The sequence below is a fragment of the uncultured Aureimonas sp. genome, from assembly GCF_913775355.1.
GTDB lineage: Bacteria > Pseudomonadota > Alphaproteobacteria > Rhizobiales > Rhizobiaceae > Aureimonas.
Map to the genome: position 1 here is coordinate 1 of NZ_CAJYIU010000069.1, position 25,830 is coordinate 25,830.

21 protein-coding genes and 1 pseudogene are annotated in these 25,830 nt (G+C 69.8%); 12 read left to right on the forward strand and 10 right to left on the reverse strand.

Going from position 1 to position 25,830, the window contains the following annotated elements:
- The 5 genes and pseudogenes from QZ753_RS05160 to QZ753_RS05180 all read left to right on the forward strand — a co-directional run.
- A pseudogene (locus QZ753_RS05160) lies at positions 1-300 on the forward strand (ABC transporter substrate-binding protein); the annotation flags it as partial.
- A gap of 124 nt (positions 301-424) precedes the next feature.
- Complete coding sequence (locus tag QZ753_RS05165; protein ID WP_294641634.1) at positions 425-1,315, forward strand: ABC transporter permease subunit; 891 nt, start codon at positions 425-427, stop codon at positions 1,313-1,315.
- Entirely contained in the window at positions 1,312-2,127 is an 816-nt protein-coding gene (locus QZ753_RS05170; RefSeq protein ID WP_294641618.1) for an ABC transporter permease, read from the forward strand. The genes QZ753_RS05165 and QZ753_RS05170 overlap by 4 nt, the downstream gene beginning before the upstream one ends.
- Positions 2,124-3,245 carry an ABC transporter ATP-binding protein gene (locus tag QZ753_RS05175; RefSeq protein ID WP_294641619.1) on the forward strand — a complete coding sequence of 374 codons (1,122 nt, stop codon included), beginning with the start codon at positions 2,124-2,126 and terminating at the stop codon, positions 3,243-3,245. The genes QZ753_RS05170 and QZ753_RS05175 overlap by 4 nt, the downstream gene beginning before the upstream one ends.
- Before the next feature lie 88 nt (positions 3,246-3,333).
- Positions 3,334-4,788, forward strand: coding sequence for an alkaline phosphatase D family protein (locus QZ753_RS05180; protein WP_294641620.1), 1,455 nt, complete (start codon positions 3,334-3,336; stop codon positions 4,786-4,788).
- Here the strand turns inward: QZ753_RS05180 and QZ753_RS05185 are convergent.
- A complete protein-coding gene (locus QZ753_RS05185; RefSeq protein WP_294641621.1) occupies positions 4,785-6,554 on the reverse strand; it encodes an SLC13 family permease in 1,770 nt (589 codons plus the stop codon). The genes QZ753_RS05180 and QZ753_RS05185 overlap by 4 nt on opposite strands.
- A 140-nt stretch (positions 6,555-6,694) precedes the next feature.
- Between QZ753_RS05185 and QZ753_RS05190 the strand changes: the two genes are divergently transcribed.
- Genes QZ753_RS05190 through QZ753_RS05200 form a run of 3 tightly spaced genes read left to right on the forward strand, consistent with a single transcriptional unit; the run spans position 6,695 to position 11,039 of the window.
- The gene (locus tag QZ753_RS05190; RefSeq protein ID WP_294641622.1) at positions 6,695-10,075 is read left to right on the forward strand and encodes a response regulator; all 3,381 of its coding nucleotides are present in this window, start codon (positions 6,695-6,697) and stop codon (positions 10,073-10,075) included.
- Positions 10,072-10,455, forward strand: coding sequence for a response regulator (locus QZ753_RS05195; protein WP_294641623.1), 384 nt, complete (start codon positions 10,072-10,074; stop codon positions 10,453-10,455). The genes QZ753_RS05190 and QZ753_RS05195 overlap by 4 nt, the downstream gene beginning before the upstream one ends.
- Entirely contained in the window at positions 10,452-11,039 is a 588-nt protein-coding gene (locus QZ753_RS05200) for a DUF533 domain-containing protein (RefSeq protein ID WP_294641624.1), read from the forward strand. Before QZ753_RS05195 ends, QZ753_RS05200 begins: the two co-directional genes overlap by 4 nt.
- Here QZ753_RS05200 and QZ753_RS05205 read toward each other — a convergent pair.
- The gene (locus QZ753_RS05205; protein ID WP_294641625.1) at positions 11,017-11,445 is read right to left on the reverse strand and encodes a CBS domain-containing protein; all 429 of its coding nucleotides are present in this window, start codon (positions 11,443-11,445) and stop codon (positions 11,017-11,019) included. The genes QZ753_RS05200 and QZ753_RS05205 overlap by 23 nt on opposite strands.
- 144 nt (positions 11,446-11,589) lie before the next feature.
- Here QZ753_RS05205 and glgX point away from each other — a divergent pair, with 144 nt between their 5' ends.
- On the forward strand, positions 11,590-13,860 hold the full coding sequence (glgX, locus tag QZ753_RS05210; RefSeq protein ID WP_294641635.1) for a glycogen debranching protein GlgX: 2,271 nt from the start codon (positions 11,590-11,592) through the stop codon (positions 13,858-13,860).
- A gap of 247 nt (positions 13,861-14,107) precedes the next feature.
- Here the strand turns inward: glgX and QZ753_RS05215 are convergent, their stop codons facing one another.
- The gene (locus QZ753_RS05215) at positions 14,108-16,108 is read right to left on the reverse strand and encodes an AI-2E family transporter (RefSeq protein WP_294641626.1); all 2,001 of its coding nucleotides are present in this window, start codon (positions 16,106-16,108) and stop codon (positions 14,108-14,110) included.
- 228 nt (positions 16,109-16,336) lie between these two features.
- On the opposite strand from QZ753_RS05215, the gene QZ753_RS05220 reads away from it, so the two are divergent.
- Entirely contained in the window at positions 16,337-16,516 is a 180-nt protein-coding gene (locus tag QZ753_RS05220) for a hypothetical protein (protein WP_294641627.1), read from the forward strand.
- An 86-nt stretch (positions 16,517-16,602) separates the two neighbouring features.
- Here QZ753_RS05220 and QZ753_RS05225 read toward each other — a convergent pair whose 3' ends face one another.
- The 5 genes from QZ753_RS05225 to QZ753_RS05245 form a co-directional block, all read right to left on the reverse strand.
- A complete protein-coding gene (locus QZ753_RS05225) occupies positions 16,603-18,213 on the reverse strand; it encodes a tripartite tricarboxylate transporter permease (protein WP_294641628.1) in 1,611 nt (536 codons plus the stop codon).
- A gap of 98 nt (positions 18,214-18,311) precedes the next feature.
- Positions 18,312-18,800 (reverse strand): tripartite tricarboxylate transporter TctB family protein, encoded by a 489-nt coding sequence (locus tag QZ753_RS05230; protein ID WP_294641629.1) that lies wholly within the window; start codon positions 18,798-18,800, stop codon positions 18,312-18,314.
- A complete protein-coding gene (locus QZ753_RS05235; RefSeq protein WP_294641630.1) occupies positions 18,800-19,750 on the reverse strand; it encodes a tripartite tricarboxylate transporter substrate binding protein in 951 nt (316 codons plus the stop codon). Before QZ753_RS05235 ends, QZ753_RS05230 begins: the two co-directional genes overlap by 1 nt.
- A 243-nt stretch (positions 19,751-19,993) precedes the next feature.
- Complete coding sequence (locus QZ753_RS05240; RefSeq protein ID WP_294641631.1) at positions 19,994-22,447, reverse strand: extracellular solute-binding protein; 2,454 nt, start codon at positions 22,445-22,447, stop codon at positions 19,994-19,996.
- Complete coding sequence (locus QZ753_RS05245; protein WP_090962644.1) at positions 22,437-23,111, reverse strand: response regulator transcription factor; 675 nt, start codon at positions 23,109-23,111, stop codon at positions 22,437-22,439. The genes QZ753_RS05240 and QZ753_RS05245 overlap by 11 nt, the downstream gene beginning before the upstream one ends.
- A 180-nt stretch (positions 23,112-23,291) precedes the next feature.
- Here QZ753_RS05245 and QZ753_RS05250 point away from each other — a divergent pair, with 180 nt between their 5' ends.
- Positions 23,292-24,623 (forward strand): homoserine dehydrogenase, encoded by a 1,332-nt coding sequence (locus QZ753_RS05250; protein ID WP_294641632.1) that lies wholly within the window; start codon positions 23,292-23,294, stop codon positions 24,621-24,623.
- Here the strand turns inward: QZ753_RS05250 and QZ753_RS05255 are convergent.
- Positions 24,620-24,919 carry a hypothetical protein gene (locus QZ753_RS05255; protein ID WP_294641637.1) on the reverse strand — a complete coding sequence of 100 codons (300 nt, stop codon included), beginning with the start codon at positions 24,917-24,919 and terminating at the stop codon, positions 24,620-24,622. The genes QZ753_RS05250 and QZ753_RS05255 overlap by 4 nt on opposite strands.
- Here QZ753_RS05255 and QZ753_RS05260 point away from each other — a divergent pair.
- Entirely contained in the window at positions 24,845-25,144 is a 300-nt protein-coding gene (locus tag QZ753_RS05260) for a lysozyme inhibitor LprI family protein (protein WP_367171493.1), read from the forward strand. The two genes, QZ753_RS05255 and QZ753_RS05260, sit on opposite strands and share 75 nt — an antisense overlap.
- Positions 25,145-25,189: 45 nt before the next feature.
- Here the strand turns inward: QZ753_RS05260 and QZ753_RS05265 are convergent.
- A partial coding sequence (locus QZ753_RS05265; protein WP_294641633.1) for a cell envelope integrity protein TolA occupies positions 25,190-25,830 on the reverse strand: 641 nt, incomplete at its 5' end.

A 25,830-nucleotide genomic window follows, 5' to 3' on the forward strand; every position in this document is an offset into this window, starting at 1 on the left:
CTGGCCGGCGTCTACGTCCAGGCGATCAGCGCCTACGCGCCGCACCCGAACGCCGCCAAGCTCTGGATGGAGTACATCTACTCCGACGAGGGCCAACTGACCTACCTCAAGGGCTATTGCCACCCGATCCGCTTCAACGAGATGGCCAAGGCCGGCAAGATCCCGAAGGATCTCCTCGACCGTCTGCCGCCTGCCGCCTCCTACGAGGCCGCGAAGTTCCCGACGCTCGACGACCAGAACGCCGCCAAGGCCGAGATCACCACCAAGTGGGATCAGGTCGTGGGCGCCAACGTCCAGTAAGCGCCGACCGGCCACGCATCCGGACCGTCGCCCCCGCGGCGGCGGTCCTCGTCCTCCCAAGACGCCGCCCGACGGCGTCCCGCGCGAAGGGGTCCCCGCGTTGAGTGTCCAGGCCCTCGAGCCCATGACGGGCGCCGCTGCCGCCGCCGGGCCGCCGGTCGAGCGCGCGAAGAAAGGCTCGCTGGCCTGGCTCGGCGTCGTGCCGTTCTTCGCCTTCGCCATCCTGTTCCTGATCGCCCCGACCTTCTACCTCGTCGTCGGCGCCTTCCAGGATCCTGCGGGAAGCTTCACGCTCGCCAACCTCGCCGGGCTTTTCCAGTCGCAGATCGTGGCGGCCTACTGGATCTCGATCCGCATCAGTCTCGCCTCGGCGGGGCTCGGCGCGATCCTCGGCTTCTTCCTCGCCTATGCGATCGTGCACGGCGGCCTGCCGTCCTGGATCCGGTCCTCCGTCGTCACCTTCTCGGGCGTTGCGTCCAACTTCGCCGGCATCCCGCTCGCCTTCGCCTTCCTCGCGACCCTCGGGCGCATCGGCCTCGTCACCTGGTTCCTGAACGAGGCCTTCGGCCTCAACATCTACCGGCTCGGCTTCAACCTCCTGAGCTTCTGGGGCCTGACGATCACCTATCTCTACTTCCAGATCCCGCTGATGGTGCTGATCATCACGCCGGCGCTCGACGGGCTGAAGCGGGAATGGCGCGAAGCCTCCTCGATCCTTGGCGCCTCCAACTGGCAGTACTGGCGCATGGTGGCGCTCCCGGTTCTGTTCCCCAGCCTCATGGGCTGCTTCCTGCTCCTCTTCGCCAACGCCTTCGGCGCCATCGCCACGGCCTACGCGCTGACCGGATCCTCGCTCAACATCGTGCCGATCCTCCTCTACGCGCAGATCCGCGGCGACGTCCTCTACAACCCCAACCTCGGCTACGCGCTCGCCTTCGGCATGATCGTGATCACCGGCTGCTCCAACCTCCTCTACATCTGGCTGCGGTCGCGCGCCGAGCGGTGGCTGCGATGAAGGCGCCGCGGGTCCTGGCCTGGATCGCGGTGGTTCTGGCCGCGCTCTACTTCCTCCTGCCGCTCTGGGCGACGTTCCAGTTCTCGCTCTCAATGCTGCGCGGCCAGTGGAGCTTCCAGGCCTATCGCGTCGTCTTCGCCGACGATCGGTTCCAGGAGACCTTCCTGTTCTCCGGCATCTGCGCGGTGACGACCATCGTGCTCGGCACGCTCCTCGTCGTGCCGACGGCCTACTGGGTGCGCCTTCGCCTGCCGCAGCTTCGCCCGGTGGTCGAGTTCATCACGCTCCTACCGCTGGTGATCCCGCCGATCGTCCTCGTGTTCGGGTATCTGAGGCTCTACAACTCCTCGTCCTGGCTGCCCTTCACGGGCACGGTCGCCGGCACCAACGTCATCCTCGTCTTCGGCTACACGGTGCTGGCGCTGCCCTACATGTACCGCGCCGTCGACACGGGCCTTCAGGCGATCGACATCCGCACGCTGACGGAGGCCGCCGAGAGCCTCGGGGCGAAGCGCTCGACCATCCTGACACAGGTGATCCTGCCGAACGTGCGCGCGGCCGTCCTGTCGGGTGCCTTCCTGACCTTCGCGATCGTGATCGGCGAGTTCGTGCTGGCGAGCCTCCTCAACCGCCCGGCCTTCGGTCCCTACCTCCAGAACGTCGGCGCCAACCGCGCCTACGAGCCCGCCGCGCTCGCGATGATCGCCTTTGCGGTCACCTGGGGCTGCATGGTGCTCCTGCATCTTCTGGGCGGTGCCGGGCCCGGCCGCGCGCGCTCCTTCCTCAAACCCAAGGCGAAGGCGGTTCCATGAGCTTTCTCGAGATCGCGGGCGTCGCCAAGAGCTTCGGCGCCAACACCGTCCTGCACGGCTTCGACCTGTCAGTTGAAAAGGGCGAGTTCGTCACCTTCCTCGGGCCGTCCGGCTGCGGCAAGACCACGATGCTGCGCATCGTCGCCGGTTTCGAGACGGCGAGCCGCGGCACGGTGCGCATCGACGGGCAGGACGTGACCGACCTTGCGCCCAACGCCCGGCGCATCGGCATGGTGTTCCAGGCCTATGCCCTGTTCCCCAACATGAGCGTCGCCGACAACGTCGCCTTCGGCCTCAAGGTCGCGGGCGTCCCGAAGGCGGAGCGTCGCTCGCGCGTCGAGGACATGCTGCGCCTCATCGGCCTGCCGCATATCGCCGATCGCTACCCCTACCAGCTATCCGGCGGCCAGCAGCAGCGCGTGGCGCTGGCGCGCGCCATCGCGCCGCGCCCGCGCGTCCTCCTCCTCGACGAGCCGCTGTCGGCGCTCGACGCCAAGATCCGCGTCTCGCTGCGCACCGAGATCCGCGACCTCCAGCGCGAACTCGGGATCACCACGATCTTCGTGACGCACGACCAGGAGGAGGCGCTCTCCATGTCGGACCGCATCGTCGTCATGTCGGAAGGGCGCATCGAGCAGGTCGGCACGCCGTTCGAGATCTACAATCGTCCGCGCACGCGCTTCGTCGCCTCGTTCGTCGGCACGCTCGGCCTCCTGAAGGGCAAAGTGGCGCACGGCGACCGCGTGGTCGTCGACGGACAGGAGATCGAGGCCCATGCCGGCGAGGCACGGGTCGGCGACACCGTCACGCTGGCGCTGCGGCCCGAGGCTCTGTCGCTCCATCCCAGCCGCGAGCGCTCCAACGAGCTGCGCGGCGAGATCACGTCCGTCGCCTTCCTCGGCTCGGTGGTGCGCCTGCGCGCCCGCTTCGGCCGCGACGAGCTGATGATCGACACGTTCAACGATCCGGCGCTGCCGCCGCCGAACCTTGGCTCGACCGTGAAGGTGCATTTCGCGCCGGCCGATGTCCTCTGCCTCGGCGCCGAGGCCGGCGCGCCCGGCGCCGGTGCCCGCCCGTCGGCGCCGGTCACGGGCCTGCGGATGCCGCTCGCCGTCTGAGCGTCGCTCGCGCCCGAGCCTTGTCGCCGCCCGCTCGCGCACGACATGTCGGGCGTCGAGAGGCGGCCGGACGAGGAACCCGAGGACGTTGAGCACTATCCCCTTGCATGAGCCGGCGCTGGTCGCCGGCCCCATCCTCTACGCGCGCGGCGCGGACGCGGCCGCGGTCCGGCTCGGCCTCGTCGCGGTCACGCGGCAGGGGGCGGAGGCGCCCCGGCTGGAGGCGAACGGGGCGGACGCGGTGCCGCTCGGCCTTCGCGCCGAGCTCTTCGGCCACGCCGTCTGGGGCGCCGAATTCACGCTGCCGGTCGGGCCCGAGACGGGCTATCGGCTGGACGGGCGGCGCTTCTCCGTCGTGACCGATCTGTCCGGCGATCTCGCGGTCGGCTTCGTCTCCTGCAACGGGCAGGAGAACGGCGACGAGGCGCGTAGCCACGAGGACCGCGACGTCATGTGGCGGCGGCTGGCCGCCGAGCACCGCACGCGGCCTTTCGCGCTCCTCCTCCACGGTGGCGATCAGCTTTATGCCGACGAGGCGATGAACGCCCATCCCGAGACGCGGCGCTGGGCCGATCGTCCCATCGACGGGAAGCCGGCCGTCGCCTGGACGCCCGACATGGAGGAGGCCGTTCGCGGCTACTTCTTCCGCCGCTATCTCGCACTGATCCGCCAGCCGGCCTTTGCGGAACTTGGCGCGCGCGTGCCCTCGCTGATGATCTGGGACGACCACGACATCTTCGACGGCTGGGGCAGCCATCCCGCCGGCCTGCAGGAAAGCCCCGTCGCGCTCGGCCTCTTCCGGGCGGCGCGCGAGATGTTCGTGCTATTCCAGCTCGGCGCCGATCCCGCCGCGCTGCCGGCCACCTGCCGCGACCGGACGGGCGCGAGCTTCTCGCAGGACGCCCTCTTTCCCGGCTTCTCGGTCCTCCTGCCCGACCTGCGCTCGGAACGCACACCGGAGCGCGTCATGGGAGACGAGGGCTGGAAGGCGTTCGAGGCGGGGCTGGATGCGGCGCCCGGCGGCGACCGGCGGATCGTCGTCTCGAGCGTTCCGGCGCTCGGCCCGCGCCTGTCGCTGGTCGAGGCCTTGCTCGACCTCTATCCCGGCCAGCAGCAGTACGAGGACGACCTGCGCGACCAGTGGCAGAGCCGCGGTCACCGGGCGGAATGGGTGCGCTTTCTCTCACGCCTCGAGCGCGAGGCGGTGGAACGCGGTGGCCCGGTCACCGTCGTGTCGGGCGAGATCCATCTGGCGACGCGCGGCGAGATGCGCCTGCGCGACGGCTCGTCGCTGCACCAGCTGGTCGCCTCCGGCATCACCCATCCCAAGCCCCCGGCGGCCCTCGGTCTCGGCCTCGGGCTCCTGTCGCGGCTCGGCCACTCGCCACTGCCGGGGCGGCCGATCCGGCTGAAGCGCCTGCCGGGCCAGCGCACGGTCTACACCGCCGAGCGCAACTATCTTGTGCTGCGCCGGCGCGCCGGACACTGGACCGCGTCCTGGGAACTGGAAGAGAGCGGGCGCACCACTGAGCTGGGTCTCTAGCCGGCGACCGGCCAGAACCAGGCGATCAGCGGGACGCCGACGAAGAGCACGATCACCGATAGCGGCAGGCCGAGGCGCCAGTAGTCGCCGAATCGGTAGCCGCCCGGCGCCATGACGATCGTGTTGCACTGGTGGCCGATCGGCGTGAGGAAGTCGCAGGCCGCCCCCAGCGCCACCGCCATCAGGAACGGGTCGGGGTTCAGTCCCAGCCGGACCGCGAGGCTGCCGGCGATGGGGCCGAGCATCAGCACCGTCGCCGCGTTGTTGAGGAATGGCGTCACCGCCATCGCGAGCAGCGTCACCATGAAGAGCGAGGTCAGCGGCGACAGCCCGTGCAGGGCGGTCGACAGCCAGCCGGCGATGAGATCGGTGCCGCCGGTGGTCTGGATCGCCTCCGACAGCGGGATCAGCGCGGCAAGGAGCACGATCACCGACGCCTCCACCGTGCCGTAGGCCTCGTGCATGCTCATGACGCGCAGGAGGAGCAGGATCACCGCGGCGCCGAAGAAGGCGGCGACCGCGCTGACGAGCCCCGTCGCGGTCAGGATCATCGCGGCCATCAGGATGGCGAGCGGGATGAACGAGCGGCGCGAACGGCCGAGCACGATCGAGCGCTCGGCGAGCGGCAGGATGCGAAGTTCGGCGAGCGCCGCCGGCACGCTCTCGCTGGTGCCCTTCAGGACGAGGACGTCGCCCTCGCGAAGGCGCAAGGTCGCGAGCCGCTGTTCGATCGGCCGCCCGGATCGGCTGACGGCGAGCACCGCCACCCCGTGTGCGGTCTCCAGCGCCAGCTTGCCGAGGCGCGAGCCGATCGCCGGCGACTGCGGCGTCACGACGCCTTCGACGACGCTCTCGGTCTCGATGTCGGCGCGCGTCGACAGGTCGCCCGTCAGGCTGAGGCCGGCGCGCGCGACGGCCCGCTCGATGCCCTCCGGCTCGCCGCCGAGAAGCAGGAGGTCGCCCGCCTTCAGCACCATGCCGGGCGTCGGCTCGTGGCGGCGGAACCGCTCGCGGATCACGAGGCGCACCGCGATGTCGTTGTCGGCGGCCGCCTCCAGTTCGGCGACGTTGCGCCCGGCGATCGTCGAGCCTTCCGGGATCTCGGCTTCGGCCGTGTAGGCGTCGAGGGCGAACGCGTCGCCCATGCCGCCCGCCGGCTTCCGCTTCGGGATGAGGCCGGAGGCGAGCGACAGGAACAGGAACCCGCAGACGACGACGCCGATGCCGACCGGCGCGTAGTCGAACATGGCGAAGGGCTGGCCCGTCATGTCCTGTCGGATCTTCGAGACGATGATGTTGGGCGAGGTGCCGACGAGGGTCACGAGGCCGCCGATCAGCGAGCCGAAGGCCATCGGCATCAGGAGCTGGGAGACCGACGTGCCGTTCTTGCGCGAGACCTGCGCGGCGATCGGCATGAACATGGCGAGCGCGCCAACGTTCTTCGTCACCATCGACAAGAGCGTGACGGCGCCCACCAGCACGAAGACCTGCCGGCGCGCCGTGCGCATATGCGGCATCAACGGGCGCATGATGTCCTCGACGACGCCCGAGCGTGCGATCGCGGCGCTGACGAGGAGCGCGGCGACGACGATCACCACCACGTCGTCGGCAAACCCCGAGAAGGCGCTCTTCACCGGCACGATGCCGGTAAGGACGCCGGCCAGCAGCCCGAGCAGCGCGATCAGGTCGTAGGGCAGGCGCCCCCAGACGAAGCCGGCGACGGTAAGGCCGACGAGGCCGAAGGCGAGGGCTTGGTCGAGGGTCATGACGGGCTCGCGGAGGGAACGGCGGACGGCGGGAGGCGACAAAAAGCGGTGCGGCGGCCCGTGCCCGTCGAACGAAATCCGGCGCGCGCCGTTACGCGAGGGATGCGGCGCCTCCGTCCGCATTCGGGGGACTTCCAAGCATGACACAAGGTGGCGCCGGGATCGCATCCGGCAATAAGGGCGTCGCGACGGTTCAGGCGGCGCTCGGGCGCACGGCGATCCTCGCCGGAGCCCTTCTCGCACTCGCAATCGCGGCCTTCGTCTGGACCGCCTGGCAGGACGCGCGTCGCGAGGCGACCGCCAACGGCAACGCGGCGATCGTCGCCGAGGCCGAGCGCTTCCTGTCGATGATGGCCAGCATCGAGACCTCGACGCGCGGCTACGTCATCGCGGGCACCGAGGACTTCCTGTCCCCGTTCCGCCAGAACGTCGCCGACCTGCCGGCGCAGCTCACGCGGATGGAAAGCGTCTGGGAGGAGGGGGGCGGCGACCCGGCCCGGCTCTCGCGCCTGCGCGAACTCGCCGAGCAGGAGATCGCCTTCGACACCGAGACGGTGCGCCTTCGCAACGACGTGGGCATCGAGGCCGCCTCCGACCTCGTGCGCTCGGGCGCCGGCAAGCGCGTGATGGACGACATCCGCATGGAGGTCGGCACCGCGCAGACCAACGCGCAGAAGCGCGTCGACCTCGTGCAGGCGACGGCGCATCGCGACGACCTCATCTCCAACATCGCCTTCCTCGCCGCCATCCTGTCGGCCGCCTCGCTCGCCTTCATCGCCTTCCGCCGCCATGTCGAGAGCCGGCGGGCGAGCGGCATGCTGTCGGCGGTGCTCGAAAACTCGCCGGTGGCGATCGGCTTCGTCGGCCGCGACAGCCGGCTGGGGCGCCTCAACCCGGCCTTCGCGCAGGCCGGTGCGAGCCTCAAACGCGAGGTCGCGGTCTCGGATTCGCTGCTCGACCTCTTCCCGCGCGACCGCGTGATGCTGGAGCGCATGCTGGACGAGACCCTGCGCTGGGGTCGCACGCACAACGGCGTCGAGCTGAGGGCGGGCGAGGGCGAGGGCGAGCAGATCTATCTCGCCAGCATCTATCCCTTGCGCACCGAAGGGCGTATCGCGCAGGAGACGGTGGGCGCGGGCGTCGTCCTCACCAACGCCACCAAGCGGCTTCGCGCCGAGCGTCAGCTCGCCTACTCGGAGACGCGCTTCCGCTCGCTGATCGAGGCGACGTCGGCCATCGTCTGGTCGGCGCCGAACTCGGGCCGCTTCTCCGGGTCCCAGCCCGGCTGGGCCGCCTTCACCGGACAGACGGAGGAGCAATATTCCGGCTTCGGCTGGACCGAGGCCCTGCATCCCGAGGACCGCGAGCGTAGCGCCAAGGCCTGGAAGGAGGCGGTGGAGCGCGAGGGAACCTACAAGATCGAGCACCGCGTGCGCCGCCACGACGGCGAGTGGCGCGATATGTTGGCCCGCGCGGTTCCCATCCGCGGGCCGGACGGGGGCCTCACCGAGTGGGTCGGCACCCACACCGACATCACCGACCAGAAGCGCATCGCGGCCGAGCTCGGCCATTCCAACGAGCAGTTCCGCATCATCGCCGACAACATCCCGCAGTTCGCCTGGATCGCCAATCCGAACGGCGACATCGACTGGTACAACCAGCGCTGGTTCGACTACACCGGCACGACGATGGAGGAGATGCGCGGGCACGGCTGGACCAAGGTCCATCATCCCGACCATCTCGAGCGCGTGCGCGAGGAACTGGCGCGGCGCTTTGCCGAAGGCGTGAAGTGGGAGGACAGCTTCCCGCTGCGCGGTGCCGACGGGCAGTATCGCTGGTTCCTGTCCCAGGCGATCCCGATCCGCGACGAGAGCGGCGCGATCACGCGCTGGTTCGGCACCAACACCGACATCACCTCGCAGCGCGCTGCCGAGCAGGAGCTCGCCGCCGCCAAGGAGGCGGCCGAGAACGCCAACCGGGCCAAGTCGCAGTTCATCGCCAACATGAGCCACGAGCTGCGCACGCCGCTCTCGGCCGTGATCGGCTATGCCGAGATGCTGGAGGAGGAGGTCGAGGACCTCGGGCAGGCCCATCTCCTCACCGACCTGAAGAAGATCGAGCAGAACGCCCGCCACCTCCTCAGCCTCATCAACGACGTCCTCGACCTGTCGAAGATCGAGGCGGAGCGGATGGACGTCTACGCTGAGAGCTTCCAGCTGTCGGACGTGCTCGACGAGGTGGCCTCGACGGTCGGCTCGCTGATCACCAAAAAGAACAACCGCCTGGCGCTTGAGAAGGACGGCGATCTCGGCGAGATGCACACCGACCAGGTGAAGCTGCGCCAGTGCCTGATCAACCTCCTGTCCAACGCCGCCAAATTCAGCGAGGAGGGGACGATCACCCTGGCGGCCAGCCGCGAGCCGCAGGATGGCGGCGACTGGATCCGGCTGGAGGTGACCGACACCGGCATCGGCATGACGCCCGAGCAGGTGGAGCGACTGTTCGAGCGCTTCGCGCAGGCCGACGAATCGACGACGCGCAAGTTTGGCGGCACGGGGCTGGGGCTCGCCATCACCCGCGCCTTCTGCCGCCTGCTCGGCGGCGACATCGGCGTCACCAGCGTCGAGGGACAGGGGACGACCTTCACCATCCGAATTCCCGCCGAGGTCGAGACGCCCGTCGAGGAGGTCCTGCCGGACACGACCGACGTCAAGCCGCCGGCCGAGACCGGGGCTGGCCTCGTGCTGGCGATCGACGACGACCCGCACGCGCGCGAACTCGTCACCCGCTTCCTGATGCGCGAGGGTTTCTCGGTGCGCACCGCTGCCGACGGCCTCAGCGGCCTCGAGATGGCGCGGCTCCTGAAGCCCGACGTGATCCTTCTCGACGTGACGATGCCCAAGATGGACGGCTGGGCCGTCCTGACCGAACTGAAGGGCGATCCCGACGTGTCGGCGATCCCGGTCGTGATGATCACCATCATCGACGAGCATAGTCTCGGCTATGCGCTGGGCGCTGCGGACTATCTCCTGAAGCCGGTCGAGTGGAACCGCCTGAAGGCGGTGCTCGACCGCTTCCGCACCAACGACAACGGGCTGATCCTCGCGGTCGACGACGACGAGGACGGCCTGCACCGCACCGCGACCATGCTGGAGCGCGAGGGGCTGAAGGTGATCACGGCGCTGAACGGGCGCGAGGCGCTGGCGCGCATGGAGACCGAGCGTCCGAGCCTCATCCTCCTCGACCTCGTGATGCCCGAGATGGACGGCTTCGCCTTCCTCAAGGCCATGCGCGAACGGGCGGACTGGCGCGAGATTCCCGTCGTCGTCCTCACCTCCAAGGACCTGACGGCAGACGAGAAGCGCTTTCTGCAGGGGCAGGCCGAGGACATCTTCTCGAAGGGCGATGTCGACCTCAGGGACCTTGCGGCCCAGATCCGCGTTATGGTCGGTCAGGGTGCGGACGCCGGGTCGTCACAGCCTGCACAGACGGGACAGTCCGCATCGGAGCCGACATCATGACACGCATCCTGCTGGTCGAGGACCACGAGGAAATCTGGGACTTCCTGTCCCGCCGCCTGCAGCGGCGCGGCTACGAGGTGGTGCTGGCCCATGACGGGCAGGACGGCATCGAGAAGGCCCGCGGCACGGCGCCCGATATCATCCTCCTCGACATGAACCTGCCGATCCTCGACGGCTGGACGGCCGCGCGCACCATGCGCGCCGACGCCTCGATGCCCCGCATCCCGATCATCGCGCTGACCGCCCATGCCATGTCGGGCGACAAGGAGAAGACGCTGGCGGCCGGCTGCGACGACTATCACGCCAAGCCCGTCGATTTCTCCAAGCTCCTCGGGCAGATCGAGGCCCTCCTGCAGCAACCCGCGGCGGCGCAGGCTTGAGCGTCGAATGGCTCTGGCGCCTCGCCGGGCGCCAGGCGGGACCGCGCGACGGGCAGGGCCTGAACCTCGAGGCCCTCGACCTGCCCGCGATGGACGCCGCCCCGGCGCCGGCGCCGGTCTCGATGCGCCGTGACGGCGTGGAGGCGACGCTGGCGCTGAAGGTTCTGTCGGCGCATCTGGCGAACTTCCGGCAGGTCTCGTTTCCGCTGACCCTCGACTTCCGCTCCTTCTCGGCTGAGGAGGCGGCGCTCGCCGTCGACGCGGCGGCGCTGGCACTGGAAGCCGACGAGGGCGGCTGGGCGGATGCCGCCCGGCGCGAGCGCGCCAGCGAGACGCTGGCGCGGCTCGGCGCGACGCCTTCGCACCTTGCGCCGCTGGGGTATGATGCGGCACCGCCGGTCTCGATCGGCGCCCTGGCGGATGCCGCGCGCCGGCTCGACAAGGCGGCGCACGTCTATGCCGTGTCGCTTCTGGTGGTCGGCCAGCGCTCTGCGGTCGCGCAAGCCTATCTCACGTATCTTGCCGCCCGCCTCGGGCTGACGGTGAACGTCGTCGGCAGCCTCAACCGGCGCTTTCGCGCGTGATCTCGCGCAGCGCCGACTGAACCGTGCCGGACTCCAGAAGGAGCACGCGCGACAGGTCGGCGAGCGTCACCCAGCCGACCACCGCACCCTCGCCTTGCGTGACGGCGAGGCGCCGGATGCGATGCGCTGTCATCAGGTCCATCGCGGCTTGGAGACTGTCCGAGGGACGGCAGGCAAGGAGCGGCGCGGACATGACGTCGCGCGCCCGCGTTTGCGCCGGGTCGAGCCCGCGCGCCACGACGCGGTAGAGTATGTCGCGATCGGTGACGACGCCCTTGGCATCGTCCGCCGTGCCGATGGGCAGCGATCCGACGTCGAGGTCCCCCATCATGACGGCGAGTTCCGACACGGGGTCGTCGAGCCCGGCAAACTCGACGTGCCGGTTCATCACGTCCTGGATCTTCAAGATGTCGCTTCCTCGTCGCGGGTGTGTTCGCGGGAGATAACGGGGACACCGCCAAACGGTTCGCAGGTGCGGGAACCAAATGCGCGTCTATCCCCTTTCCCGATCCGGCGTGTCTCATTTCATGACGGGATCCATCCCTTGAACATTCAACCGAATGCCTCCGACTTCGCGTCCACTCTTGCGAAGCCAGGCCTCCACAAGTCACGTGTCGAGGCTGGCCGGCCGTTCCCGCGTGGCGCCACATGGGACGGGCTGGGCGTCAACTTCGCCCTGTTCTCCGCCAATGCCACGAAGGTCGAGCTCTGCATCTTCGACCAGACCGGCACGACCGAACTCGAGCGCATCGTGCTGCCGGAATACACCAACGAGGTGTTCCACGGCTATCTGCCGGACGCTCGCCCCGGCCTCGTCTACGGCTATCGCGTCCACGGCCCCTACGAGCCCGACGCCGGCCATCGCTTCAACCCGAACAAGCTGCTTCTCGACCCTTACGCACGGCAGCATGTCGGCGAGCTGAAATGGGACCACGCCCTCTTCGGCTACACGATCGGCCATGCCGACGGCGACCTGTCGTTCGACGAGCGCGATTCCGCAGCCTTCGTGCCGAAGTCGCAGATCGTCGACCCGGCCTTCACCTGGGGCAACGATCGCCGGCCGAACGTGCCGTGGGAGCGGACCGTCTTCTACGAGACTCACGTCAAGGGCTTCACCCAGCGCCACCCGAGCGTGCCGGACCGCGATCGCGGCAAGTTCTCGGGCCTCGCGCACCACGACGTCGTCCAGTACATCAAGAGCCTCGGGATCACGTCGGTCGAGCTCCTGCCGATCCACGCCTTCGTCGACGACAGCTACCTCGTCGAGAAGGGCCTCAGGAATTTCTGGGGCTACAACACCCTCGGCTTCTTCGCGCCCGATCCGCGCTACATGGGCTCGCCCTTCGTCAACGAGTTCAAGGAACTCGTCTCGACCTTCCACCACAACGGCCTCGAGGTCATCCTCGACGTCGTCTACAACCACACGGCCGAAGGCAACGAGAACGGGCCGACCCTCTCGTTCAAGGGCATCGACAACGCGACCTATTACCGGCTCCTGCCGGACAACAAGCGCTACTACATCAACGACACCGGCACCGGGAACACCGTCAACACCTCGCATCCGCGCGTGATGCAGCTGGTGATGGACAGCCTTCGCTACTGGGCCGGCGAGATGCGCGTCGACGGGTTCCGCTTCGACCTCGCGACCATTCTGGCGCGCGAGCCGACGGGCTTCTCGGAGGAGTCCTCCTTCCTTCACGCCACGATGCAGGACCCGCTGCTGTCCCAGGTCAAGCTGATCGCCGAGCCCTGGGACTGCGGTCCGGGCGGCTATCAGGTCGGCCGCTTCCCGCCGGGCTGGGCCGAGTGGAACGACGGCTACCGCGACACGGTGCGCGCCTACTGGCGCGGTGACGAGGGCAAGGTCCCGGCGGTCGCCGGCAAGATCTCGGCCTCGGCCGACCTCTTCAACAACCGCGGCCGCCAGCCCTGGTCGAGCGTCAACTTCATCACCGCGCACGACGGTTTCACGCTGCACGACCTCGTCTGCTACAACGACAAGCACAACGAGGCGAACGGCGAGGACAACCGCGACGGCCACTCGCACAATCTCTCGAACAATTACGGCGTCGAGGGGCCGACCGAGGATGCGGAGATCAACAACGTCCGCTTTCGCCAGCTGCGCAATTTCTTCGCGACGCTCCTCCTGTCGCGCGGCACGCCGATGATCTTGGCGGGCGACGAGTTCGCCCGCACGCAAGGGGGCAACAACAACGCCTACGCGCAGGACAATGAGATCGGCTGGGTCGACTGGAACGTCACGCAGGACGGCGAGGATCTCGCCGAATTCGTCCAGAAGCTCATCATGCTGCGTCAGGCCCTGCCGATGCTGCGTCGCGGCCGCTTCCTCCAGGGGCGGTTCGACGAGGAGATCGGCGCCAAGGACGTGACGTGGATGTCGCCGTCGGGCGGCGAGATGCAGCAGGCCGAGTGGGACGATGCGGGCGCGCGCTGCTTCGGCGTGCTTCTCGACGGCCGCGCGCAGGCGGAAGGCATCAAGCGCGTCGGGTCCGACGCGACGATGCTTCTCGTCCTCAACGCGCACCACGACGTCGTGAACTTCAAGCTGCCGCAGGCACCGGGAGGGCGTCGCTGGCACTGCATCATCGACACCAACACGCCGAACCGCGACGAGCTCGTGCCCTTCGAGTTCAACACCGACTACATGGCGACCGGCCGCTCGCTGCTCGCCTTCATCCTCGAGCCCGAGGACGGCTACTCCCTGTCGGACGAGGCGCACCAGGCGTTCCAGCACGTGTCGGAGGCCTTCCGCCGTGCCGCCGCCGAGCGGGTGCACATCGTCCGGCCCGACAAGGGCTGACCGGCTACCCCGGCGCCTTGCCCGCGCCGGCCAGCAACATGAAGGGCCGCTTCCGAAGGGAGGCGGCCCTTTTTCATGTCGGATCAAGGCGTCGTCGACGTGCGTCCGAAGCGGGTGGTCGCTGAGGCGCTCACGGGACCAGGGCGCCGCCAAAGGGCGGCAGTCACCCGGACGGCAAGGGACGGGCGTCGTTCTGCCCCCGCCGGACGGTCGCGAACAGGACCGATCCACGCGGCCGACGCCAGCGTCAGACCGCTTCGACGGCGGCCTCGACCTTGGTCTCGTCGGTCACGTTGGGAGCGGCGGGCGTCTCCGGCGCCGGCACATGCATCGCCTGTCCGGACATGTCGAGCGCGGCGGCGAGCGCCCCGTTCAGCGTCGTCACCAGCGCGTCGGCATGGACGCGGCGCTTCAGTTCCTGCAGCATCGTGGGGTCGCGCTGGCGCCAGATGCCGATCAGGATGCGCGCACGCGGCGCGAAGCGGTGAACGCGTCGGACCGCCTGCCGCAGATGCACCGTCGACAGCGGCTCGACAAAGGACAGGCAGACCAGCGCGACGCCTTTCGCGTCCTCGCGGCTCGGCGGGTTCTGGATCAGCGAGGCGAGGCTGACCGCCTCCGCCCGAAGCCCGTGGCGGGTCAGGACCTGCGCGAGCATGGCGGTGACGGCCCCGTCGAGCGCGTTCGAACCGGACAGGCAGACGACGGGTCGGTCGCCGCGCCAGGCGGGCGCGAGATCCTGCTGCCGCTGGACGATGCGGGTGACCTCCTGGTCGGGACCGGCGGCATCGACCGCCGCGGCGGCTTCCGCCGACATCGCCTTCTTGCTGCGCCGGCCACCGAGGGCCGAGGTACGCACGGACTTTAGGCCCTCGACCAGCTCCAGCGTCGAGCGTTGCAGCGTTTCCAGTCGCTCGCCCTCGACGGCGAAGCGCGCGACGTCCTCGTGCGCGATGCGCAGGCCCTCGAGCGCCACCTCATCGTAGTAGGTCGCGAGTTCGCGCTGGCGCAGGAAGTCGTGCGCCTGGTCGATCGCCTCGTCGGGCGCCCCGGCCAGCATGCGCTGGTAGAAGATCTGCGGCGGCGACAGCGCCGGACGGTCGCCGAACATCACATCGATGAAGGCGAGGCGCGGTACGTGCCGGCCCATGACCACGAGGCAGATGGTCAAAGGGGTCGCGAGGATCAGGCCGACCGGACCCCACAGGAAGGCCCAGATCGTGGCGGCCAGCAGGATGGCGACGGGCGACAGGCCTGTGGAGTGGCCGTAGAGCACCGGCTCCACGACGTTGGAAAGGATCGTTTCGGCGCCGAGATAGAGGACCGCGGTCCAGATCACCATCGACCAGCCGGGATCGACCGCGAAGGCCAGCAGCATGGGCAGGCCCGCGCCGACGAAGCCGCCGACATAGGGGATGAAGCGCAGGATGCCGCCGAGAATGCCCCAGAGCGCGGGGCTCGGCACGCCGAGGAGCCAGAGGCCGAGCGCGGTCACGACGCCGAAAGCGGCGTTCACGCCGAGCTGGAACAGGAGAAGCTTCGACAGGCGGCGGGCGGCGTCGTCGATCGCGGCCGTCGTCTGCTGCAGATCGTCCGTGCCCGCGAGGCGGATGAAGCGGTTCCTGAGGTCCTCGCGCTGGAGGAGGATGAAGATCGCGAAGATGATTACGACGCCGAAGGTCGCCAGCGGCTGGAGGAGCGGCAGGGCGATGGCGCTGATCGTGTCGAAGAGGGAGCTCTCGTTCTCGACCGTGACCGGGATGGGGCGCGGCGCGGGAGCCCCGTCGGCACCGTTGCCCGCCGCCGTCTCGGCGGGCGCGGCAAGGTGCTGGATGTCGGCGGCCATCTCTTCCAGCGCGACGGCGGCCCGGCTGAACGGGCCGTTGCCGCTCGCCTGCGCGGAAGCCGACAGCGATTGCAGCTTCTGTTGGACCGTGAGGCGGTAGGAGGGGATCTCGCCGACGAGCGAGGTGATCTGCAGCGCGATGATGAAGCCGAGCGCCACGATGGCGACGGTGGCGGCGAGGATCGCGCCCGAGATCGCGAGCATGCGCGGCACGCGGCGGCGCTGCAGCCCGATGACGATCGGGGCGAGGATGAAGGCGAGAAGAATGCCGAGGGCGAAGGGCACGAAGATCTCGCGCCCGAGCGTCAGGATCGCGGCGATCGACAGCGTCAGGACGCCGATCGCCAGCGCCGTGAACAGCGGCAAGGCGCGACGCAGCATCTGCGAAGTAACGATATCCAACGCTTCACGCTCCCCCAGCCGCGCCGGACCTATGCGACGCCAACCGTGGGGAATGCAGCGTCCCCTGATAGGTTCCCGCCTACGACTTCAATCGGTTTAGTATGGCTGACGTCTCCGATATACGGAAATCGCATGGCTGACGCGCCGAATCGACGCTTCAAGTCCGGGGGGCGAGGGCCCATCTTCTCATCATCGAAACGAGACAGACACCTCGAAAGGACGACCTCGATGACCCCCCGCAACACCCGCACGCGCTCCTTCGGCCAGCGGATCCGCAGCATGACCGAAGCGTTCGGTGGCATCGCTGCATGCGCGGCGGCGGCCGAGGCCGGCAAGCGTCCCTCGCGCGCGGCCCTCAAGGCTGCCGGCATCGAGCCGAACGCCTTCGACGAGATCAAGCTCGGCTAATTGCCAAAAGCTTACCGACCCATGCATGAAAAGGGCGGCTTCCCATCGGAAGCCGCCCTTTTTCGTTCGCCCTGTGTGAGGCCCAGTCAGTCCTCGTCGGCCGCCATCTGCGACAGGATCTGGCCGCGACCGCGGGCACGCAGGATCATCGGCACCACGAGGGCGAGCACCGCGAGCGTCAGGAGCGCGATGGCGAGCCAGGAGTGGACGAGGATCGTCGGATCGCCTTGGCTGATGGCGAGTGCGCGGCGCAGCTGCTGCTCGGCCATCGGTCCGAGGATCAGGCCGACCACGACCGGGGCGATCGGGTAGCCGAAGCGGCGCAGCATGTAGCCCATCAGGCCGAAGAGCAGCAGCATGCCGAGCTCGACCGGCGAGGGGTTGGCGCCGATGCAGCCGAGCGTCGCGAAGACGAGGATGCCGGCATAGAGCCAGGGGCGGGGGATCGTGAGGAGCCGCACCCAGAGGCCGATCAGCGGCAGGTTGAGCACCACAAGCATGAGGTTGGCGATGAGGAGGCTGGCGACGAGGCCCCAGACGATCTGCGGCGAGGTGATGAAGAGGAGCGGGCCCGGCTGAAGGCCGAACTGCTGGAATGCGGCGAGCATGATCGCGGCGGTCGCCGAGGTCGGCAGGCCGAGCGTCAGGAGCGGCACGAGCGTTCCGGCGGCCGACGCGTTGTTGGCGGCCTCAGGGCCCGCAACGCCCTCGATCGCGCCGTTGCCGAACTCTTCCGGGTATTTCGTGAGGTTCTTCTCCATCGAATAGGAGAGGAAGGTGCCGATCTCGGCGCCGCCGGCCGGCATCGCGCCGATCGGGAAGCCGACCGCGGTGCCGCGCAGCCACGGCTTCCACGAGCGCTTCCAGTCCTCCTTGGTCATCCAGAGCGAGCCCTTGACCGCCTGGATCGTGTCCGGCGTGCGGTTGGCGGCAGCCGCCACCACGAGGCATTCGCCGATCGCAAAGAGCGCGACGGCGAGCGTCGTTACCTCGATGCCGTCGAGGAGGTTGGCCGAGATGCCGCCGAAGAAGCTGGCGAGCGAGGCCCAGAGCCCGTGCATGGAGGCGGCGGGATCGGCGGCCATGCCCTGGAAGTATTGGGCGATCGGCGTCAGCGTCAGGCGCGCCTGGCCGGTCTGGAGGTCGATGCCGACGAGGCCGAGCGTCAGGCCGAGGACGAGCGCCGTCAGGCCGCGCAGCGCCGAGTCGCCGAAGGCCGCCGAGACGGTGACGAAGGCGAGCAGCATCAGCGCGAAGTATTCGGCCGGACCGAACGAGAGCGCGAAGGAGACGATGACGGGCGCGAGGAAGGCAAGGCCCAGCGTCGCGATCAGGCCGGCGACGAAGGAGCCGATCGCGGCGGTGGCGAGCGCCGGTCCGCCGCGGCCCTTGCGGGCCATCTTGTTGCCCTCCAGCGCCGTGATGATCGAGGCGCTCTCGCCCGGCGTGTTGAGGAGGATCGAGGTCGTCGACCCGCCGTACATGCCGCCGTAGTAGATGCCCGCGAACATGATGAGCGAGCCCGCGGCGTCGAGCTGGTAGGTGACGGGCAGGAGCAGCGCGACGGTGAGCGCCGGCCCGATGCCGGGCAGGACGCCGACCGCGGTGCCGAGCGTCACGCCGATCAGCGCGTAGAGGAGGTTCATCGGCTGGGCGGCGGTCGCCAGGCCCTGACCGAGAAGCGCGAAGGTATCCATCGCTGGCAACCCATGGTTCGAGCGGGCGCGGGCCGTCCCGGCGGGAGGCGCGCGCTGGAAGGGAGAAGCCTTCGGCGCCGGGCCGGAGGCGATAGGGCTCAGCCGAAGAGGCGTTCCAGCGGTCCGGCCGGCAGCGCGAGGTTCAGGACCTTCGTGAACATCAGCCAGATCGCGAGGCTCATGAGGATGCCGACCGGGATCGACACGTAGAGCTTGCGCTTGCCGAAGGCCCGCGCGGTCGCCGCGAAGAGGAGGCCCGTGGCGATCGAGAAGCCGGCGGTGGTCAGGAGCAGGAGTTGGGCCGCCAGCCCGCCGATGATCCAGACGATCGGTGCGAACTCGTCATGGTCGCGCTCGGGGAAGTCGCCGCGCCAGGCCTCGACCATGGTCCAGCCGGACAGGCCGAGAAGCGCGAAGCCGATCAGGGTCGGGAAGGTCGCCGGCCCGATGCGGGCATAGGCGCCGCCGCCGATGTGGCTGGCGTCGAGCAGAACGAGGAGGCCGATAATCCCCAGCCCCAAGCCGATGGCAAACGCCGCCCGGTCGGGGCGGCGTTCGGTCGGCACATGGTCCGACGGGGCGCTCATTACTGGACGAGACCGATCGCGGTGAGGACTTCCCTTGTGTCCTCGATGTTCTTGGCCAGCTCGGTCTTGAAGGCGTCGCCGGCGAGGAACGTGTTCTGCCAGTTGTTGCGCTCGAGGACCGCCTTCCACTCGGGGCTGTCGACCATCTTCTGCATGTTGGCGATGGTGGCGGCCTGCTCGTCGGCCGACAGGCCCGGCGCGCCGGCGACCATGCGCCAGTTCTGCAGCTCCATGTCGATGCCGGCTTCCTTCAGCGTCGGCGCCTCGGAACCCGGCACGCGCTGGCCGCCCGTGGTGGCGAGGAGGCGGAGCGTCCCGGCCTTCACCTGGCTCTCGAACTCGCCGTAGCCGGAGATGCCGGCCGCGACCTGCTGGCCGAGGATGGCCGCCAGAGCCTCGCCGCCGCCGGAAAACGCGATGTAATTGATCGCCTTCGGGTCGGCGCCGACGGCCTGCGCGAGCAGGCCGGCCGCGATGTGGTCGGTGCCGCCGGCCGAGCCGCCGGCGATCGCCACGGCGCCCGGGTTCTCCTTCATCGCCTTCGCGAGGTCGGCGATCGTCTGGTAGGGCGAGGAGGCCGGAACCACGATGGCCTCGTCCTCGCCGGTGAGGCGGGCGAGCGGCGTCACCTGGTCGAGCGTGACCGGCGACTTGTTAGTCAGGATCGCGCCCACCATCACGTAGCCGCCGACGAGCAGCGCGTTCGGGTTGCCGGACTTCGTCGAGACGAACTGCGCGAGGCCGATCGTGCCGCCGGCGCCCGGAACGTTGACGACCTGCACGTTGCTGGCGAGCTTGGTCTCCTGCAGGACGTTCTGCATGGCACGGGCGGTCTGGTCCCAGCCGCCGCCGGGCGAAGCCGGGGCCATGATCTCGTAGGCGGGCGCCTGGGCGAAGGCGCTGGTGGAGACGAGAAGCGCGGCGAGCGCGCCGAAGATGATCGACTTCATGGCTGGATCCTCCCTGGTGGCGACGCGTGAAATCGCGTCGTCCTCAAAACCGTTGCGATGGTCGCGGGGAGAGTGGCGGCGCGCGTCGGCTGCCGAGAAAGACCGTCCCGCCCCTCCAGGCCGTCCGGTCGTAGGGCGAGAGCTTCGAGAAGCCCGCCCACGGTCGCATCCAGCCTCCCCGGCCGTCTGGAAACATCCTAACAAAGGGTTCCTGTCAAAAACCTGTCACGAAGCCAGCCTGCCTTATTGCGGTGCAACGATCTCCATCCACGTGTCCAGAAACCGGGCACGGCGCTGGCGGTCGAGCCCGACGAGGAGGGAGGGGCCGAGCGGCACCGGCTGCACGGCACCGCGACCGCGCGCGGCGATGCGCTCGGCCGTCCAGCTTCCTTGCGTTCCCGGAACCACGGCGCCGAGCGCGGCGGGACCGGCGAGGATCGACTGGCCCTCGTCCGACAGTGCGAACTCGATGAAGGCCTCGCCGAGATCGGCACGCCGCGCCGCGACCGGCACGAACATCGAGCGGGTGACGACGAGGACGTAGTCGTCGGGCACCACGATGCCGATGCGCGCGCCCGCCGCCTGCCGCGCGAAGGCGTAGGAGCCGAGGACGTTGTAGCCGAGCGCGAGATCGCCGCGCTCCACTCCGTCGAGGATCGTGGGGCTGGCGCCCGACAGGCGCACGCCCGCCCGTCCGAAGGCGCTGGCGAGGCGCCAGAAGTAGGACGACACCGACTGGTCCTGCGCCGCCAGCATGTAGCCGACGCCCGAGCGCGCGACGTCGTAGGTCGCGATCCGGCCGGCGAGCCGCACCGCCTGTCGCTCCAGAAGCTCGGCAAGCTCCAGATGGCTGCGCGGCACCTCGTTCTCGGCGAGAATGTCGGGATTGTAGACGATCACCGCCGGCTCGAACGAGAAGCCGAAGAGTTCCGAGCGCCATTGGGCCCAGCCCGGCAGGCTGGCGGCGCTCGCGAGGGTGAGGGGCTGGGCGAAGCCGTCGTTGACGAGCTTGACCTGGAGGTCGGAGGCCGAGCTCACCATCACGTCGGGCGGCGGGCGGGACCCGGAGGCGAAGGCCTCGTAGATGCCGAGCGTCTCGCCCTCCTCGTAGGTGACGGTGACGTCGGGGCGGCGGGCCTGAAAGCCGCGCACGAGATGGGCGAAGAGGCCGGTGTCGGTGGCACCGAGGATCGCGAGGCGCGTCTCGCCCGAGCCGTCCGGCGCGGGGTAGACGACCTCGGTGGCACCGGCGCTCGCGATCGGCCACCACAGGATCGCAAGAAGGGCCAGCGAGGCGAGGGCTCTCGCGGCCGGGCGGCCGGTGCGAAGGTCGACCCGCGGCAGCACGAGCCGGACGAGCAACCCGCCACCTGGCCGGTCCTCGAGATCGATCCGGCCCCGCTGGGCCTCGACCGCGCGGCGCACGATCGCCAGCCCCAGACCCGAACCGTTGGTGCCGGCCGACGCCCCGCCACGCCGGAAGCGCTGGAACACGGCCTCACGCTCCTCCGGCGCGATGCCCGGCCCCCGGTCGGCGACGTCGATGCCGACGGACCCGTCGGCGCGGGCCGCGACCGCGATCTCGACCGGGCCGCGGCTGTAGGTGAGGGCGTTGTCGACGAGGTTGCGCAGCATCTCGCGAAGCACCACGCGGTCGGCGCCAAGCGAGGCCTCGGCCATGCCGGGCGCGATCGATACGCGCACGCGGTCGGCGGTGTCGGGGTCGAGCCGTCGCACGACCTCGGTCACCACCGCGCCGACCGGCGTCGCGCCCGCCGGCGCGGTGTCGAGCCGGTGCGAGATCGTCGCGTCCATCAGGAGCTGGGAGACGAGTTGGCTCGCCTGCACCGCCTCGTCGTGGATGCGCGCGACCTGGGTGCGCAGCGCTTCCGGGTCGCTCTCGCCGCGCGCCACCTCGGCCTGGAGGCGCAGCGAGGCGAGCGGCGTGCGCACCTCGTGCGCGGCCTCGGCGACGAGGGCTTCCAGGCGCTCGCGCGCCAGCGCCAGCCGGCCCATGAAGTCGTTGAGCGCCCCGACGAGCTGCACCGCCTCCTGCGGCACCGGCAGGTCGACGGGCGAGAGGTTCTCCGGCGCGCGGGCGCGCAGGTGCCGCTCCAGCGACAGGAGCGGGCGGAAGGCGCGGCCGATGCCGAACCACAGGATCACCAGCGCCAGGAGAAGAAGCGCGACCACCGGCAGGAGCGCGTTCTGGAAGATCTCGCGGGCGAGCGCGCGCCGCTCGGAAAGCGTCTCGGCGACGCGCACCGTCGCCCAGCCCGTGCCGGACGCGGTGGAGACGAGCCGCCCGGCGCTCGCCACGCGCACCGGCTCGCCGCGATAGATGGCGTCGGCGAAGGTCGGCTCGCTGTCGTCCTCGGGGACGAGGCCTTCCGACAGGTCGGGGTAGCCGGTGACGTTGGTGCCGTCCGGCGCCTCAACGGCGTAGAAGATCCGGTCGCGGCCGGAGAACATCGAGAAGGAGGCGAGCGGGAGTTCCACCGTCACCTCGCCCTCCTCGAGCTGCACGGCGCCCGCGATGATGAGGGCCGAGGCGCCGAGCAGGCTGTCGAAGGCGCGCTCGGACGCCCGCTCGGCATAGTCGCGGATGAAGGCGACAAGGACGAGCGCGGCGAGCAGCAGAAGAAGCGTCGCGGCGACCAGCACGCGCCGCCGGATCGAGACCGTCCTATCCGCCATCGCGCACCCGCGCGACATAGCCGGACCCGCGCACCGTTGCGATCTCCAGCGCCGAGCCCTCCAGCTTGCGGCGCAGGCGCGAGACGTAGAGCTCCAGCGCGTTGATCGAGACCGCCTCGTCGAAGGAGAAGAGCTGCGCCATCAACTGCTCCTTGCCGACGACGACGCCGGGCCGCGACAGGAGAATCTCGAGCAGGCGGAACTCGCGTCGGCCGATGTCGAGCCGCTCGCCGCCCCGGCTCACCGCGTGGCCGGCGAGATCCACCGTCACGTCGCCGAAGGCCGAGACGCTGGTGGTCTGCCCGGCCGGGCGGCGAAGGAGCGCGCGCAGCCGGGCGTCGAGCTCGCGCAGGTCGAAGGGCTTGGTCAGATAGTCGTCGGCGCCCTGGTCGAGGAGGCTGACCTTGTCGTCGATCTCGGATCGCGCCGTCATCACGAGGACGGGGACGCTCGAGCGCGCCCGGCGCAGCTGCGAGATCACCCAGAGCCCGTCGCGGCCGGGGAGGGTCAGGTCGAGGATCACCGCGTCGAACGTGTCGAGCCCGAAGGCCTCCACCGCGTCCTCGGCGCTCTTCACCCATTCCACCGCATGGCCGGCGCCGCGCAGGTGGCGATTGACGGCGTCGCCCAGTCCCTCGTTGTCCTCCACCAGGAGCATGCGCATGAAAGGCCGGTTCCGCCGCTCTAGAAGGTCGCAGAGGCCTGACCATAGGGCCTCGGGCCCTTCATGGAAACACAAGCGAAGACGTGACGTCGCGGCCGGTTGATTCCGCCGCCGCCCTGCCGCTATCGGTCGAAGCTGACAGCGCCGCCGTCGCGGCGCCCATCCGAAGGGTCGGCTCCCATGCACTCCATCGCACGCGTCGGCCTTGCCGCCGACCTCCACGCCTATGCGGACAAGCACGGGGCGGTGACGGTGGGTGTCGCGGGCGCGGGGCAGATGGGCATCGACCTCCTCGTCCAGCTGAGGCTGATGCCGGGCGTCCGGCTCGGTGCCGTGTCGACCTCGCGCCCCGCCGAGACCGAGGCCGCGCTCGCCTATGCCGGCTATGCGCCGGAGGAAAGCGCCCGTGCCGAGCGCGCCGCGGATGTGGACGCCGCGATCGAGGCGGGCCGTGCGGCGATCGTGCCGGACGCCTCGCTCCTGTGCGAGGCGGGCCGCATCGACGTCGTGGTGGACGCGACGGGCAGCCCGAGCTTCGGCACGACGCTGGCGCTGAAGGCCTTTGCGGCCGGCAAGCACGTCGTGATGCTGAACGTCGAGGCCGACATCGCGGTCGGCCGCCATCTCAACGCCGCGGCGAAGCGGGCGGGCGTCGTCTACACGGGCGCGGCAGGCGACGAGCCGCACGCGACGATCGAGCTGATCGGCCTCGCCCAGTCGCTCGGTCTCGACATCGTGTGCGCCGGCAAGGGCAAGAACAACCCGCTCGACTTCAACGCCGTGCCCGCCGACTACGAGGCGGAAGCGGCGCGGCGCAACATGAACGCGCGCATGCTGGTCGAGTTCGTCGACGGATCGAAGACCATGGTCGAGATGGTGGCGATCGCCAACGCCACCGGGCTCGTGCCGGACGTTCCCGGCATGCACGGCCCGAACGCCACCGCCGACGACCTCGCGCAGGTGCTCTGCCCCAAGGAGGATGGGGGCATCCTGTCGCGGATGGGCTGCGTCGACTACACGATTGGGCGCGGCGTCGCGCCGGGCGTCTTCTGCGTCGTCAAGGGCCGCCATCCGCGGGTCACCGAGCGCATCGCCGACTTGAAGGTCGGCCCCGGCCCCTGCTTCTCGCTGCTCCGCCCCTTCCACCTCACCTCGATCGAGGTGCCGTTGTCGGCGATCCACGCGGCCGTCCACCGCCGCCCCCACATGGAGCCCCTGGACCGGCCCGTCGCCGAGTGCATCGCCGTCGCCAAGCGCGATCTCGCCCCCGGCGAGACGCTCGGGCGTATCGGCGAGACGCAGTATCGCGGCGTCGCGATGACCTGGGGGGAGGCGCGCGCGGCCGGCGGCCTGCCGCTCGGCCTCGCCGAGGGCGCCCGCGTGACCGCCCCGATCAGGGCGGGCGAGAAGATCACCTACGCCAAAGCCGCCCCCGACGAGAGCCTCGAGATCACCCGCGTTCGCCGCGAACTGGACGCGGCGGACGAACGGTTCGTCGGCAAGGTCGCCTAGAGGTGATCCGCTTGCTCGCGGTGCTTCTTGCCGTGCTCCTCTGTTCCTGGTCGGCTTAGGCCGAACGAGCCGGCGCTGCCGAGAACCAGGTCGAGATCGCCGCCGATCTGGCTGCGATCCGTGCTTGTCTTGGCGTGCAGAGGACCAGGCGCGAGAAGGAGACATGCATCGGCCGGATATCCGAGATATGCCGCGACCAGCCGTCCGATGAGATCGTATCGATCCGGACCTATTTCTGCGCGTCGCGCGAAACCGCGGCTTGGGACGAGCTTCTGAACCGGAACTTTCAGGCTCAAGTGGAGTCGATCCGCGGGGACTACGTCTCCGATCAGGCCTTGCGAGACGAGCAACTAGGAGCCCTGCGCACCGCGCAAAGACTCTGGATCCAGTTTCGCGACGCCGAAATGACCCGCGAAGAAAAGAATTCGCAGAATGCGATGTCCACTTGGATCCTTGCCAACGTCGAGACGGTCAGGCTGGAGATGACGGCGCGCCGCGCCATCGATCTCGGCCTCGACTGACAGGCTCTCGGACATGCCTCCGCGGCCTTGGCCGTCCTTGCGCCGTCAGCGCGTATAGGCGATCGGCACCGTCATGGGGACGCTCCCGCCCTCCGGCGGCGCCGGAAACGGGCTGGCGCGGCGCACCAGGGAAAGCGCGGCCTCGTCGAGAGCCGGATTGCCGGACGAGCCCGACAGGCGGATGCCGGTGGCGGCGCCGCTGGCGGTGATCGTGAAAGACACCCGCACCGTGCCCGCGCCGCCCCCGCGCGGGGTGCGCTTGAAGCGGTTGAGCCGGGCCGATATCTGCGACTGCCATCGCGCCGGCGATATGCTCGGCCGCGCGCGCTGACCCTGCGAGGCCTCGGGCGCGGCGCGCGAGGCGCTGGAGGTCGGTGCGGCCGCCTGCCGGCGTTCGGTGCGGGGCCGCTCGCGCTCGCGAGGGCGCTCCACCTCGCGCGGGCGTTCGGGTCGGCGCTCGGCGACTTCGCGACGCGGCTCGGGCGGGCGAGGTCGCGCGCGCGGAATGGGCGCATTGAAGACCGCTTCCGCCGGCGTCTCGACCACGGGCGGCGGCTCCGGCCGGGGTTGCGGCGGCGGCTCGGGCTCGGGCTCCACGACCGGCGGCGGCTCCTCCATCGGCGGGGGCGGCTCCTCTACGGGCGGCGGGAGATCGGGTTCGGGGGGCGGCGCGATGAGCTCAGGTC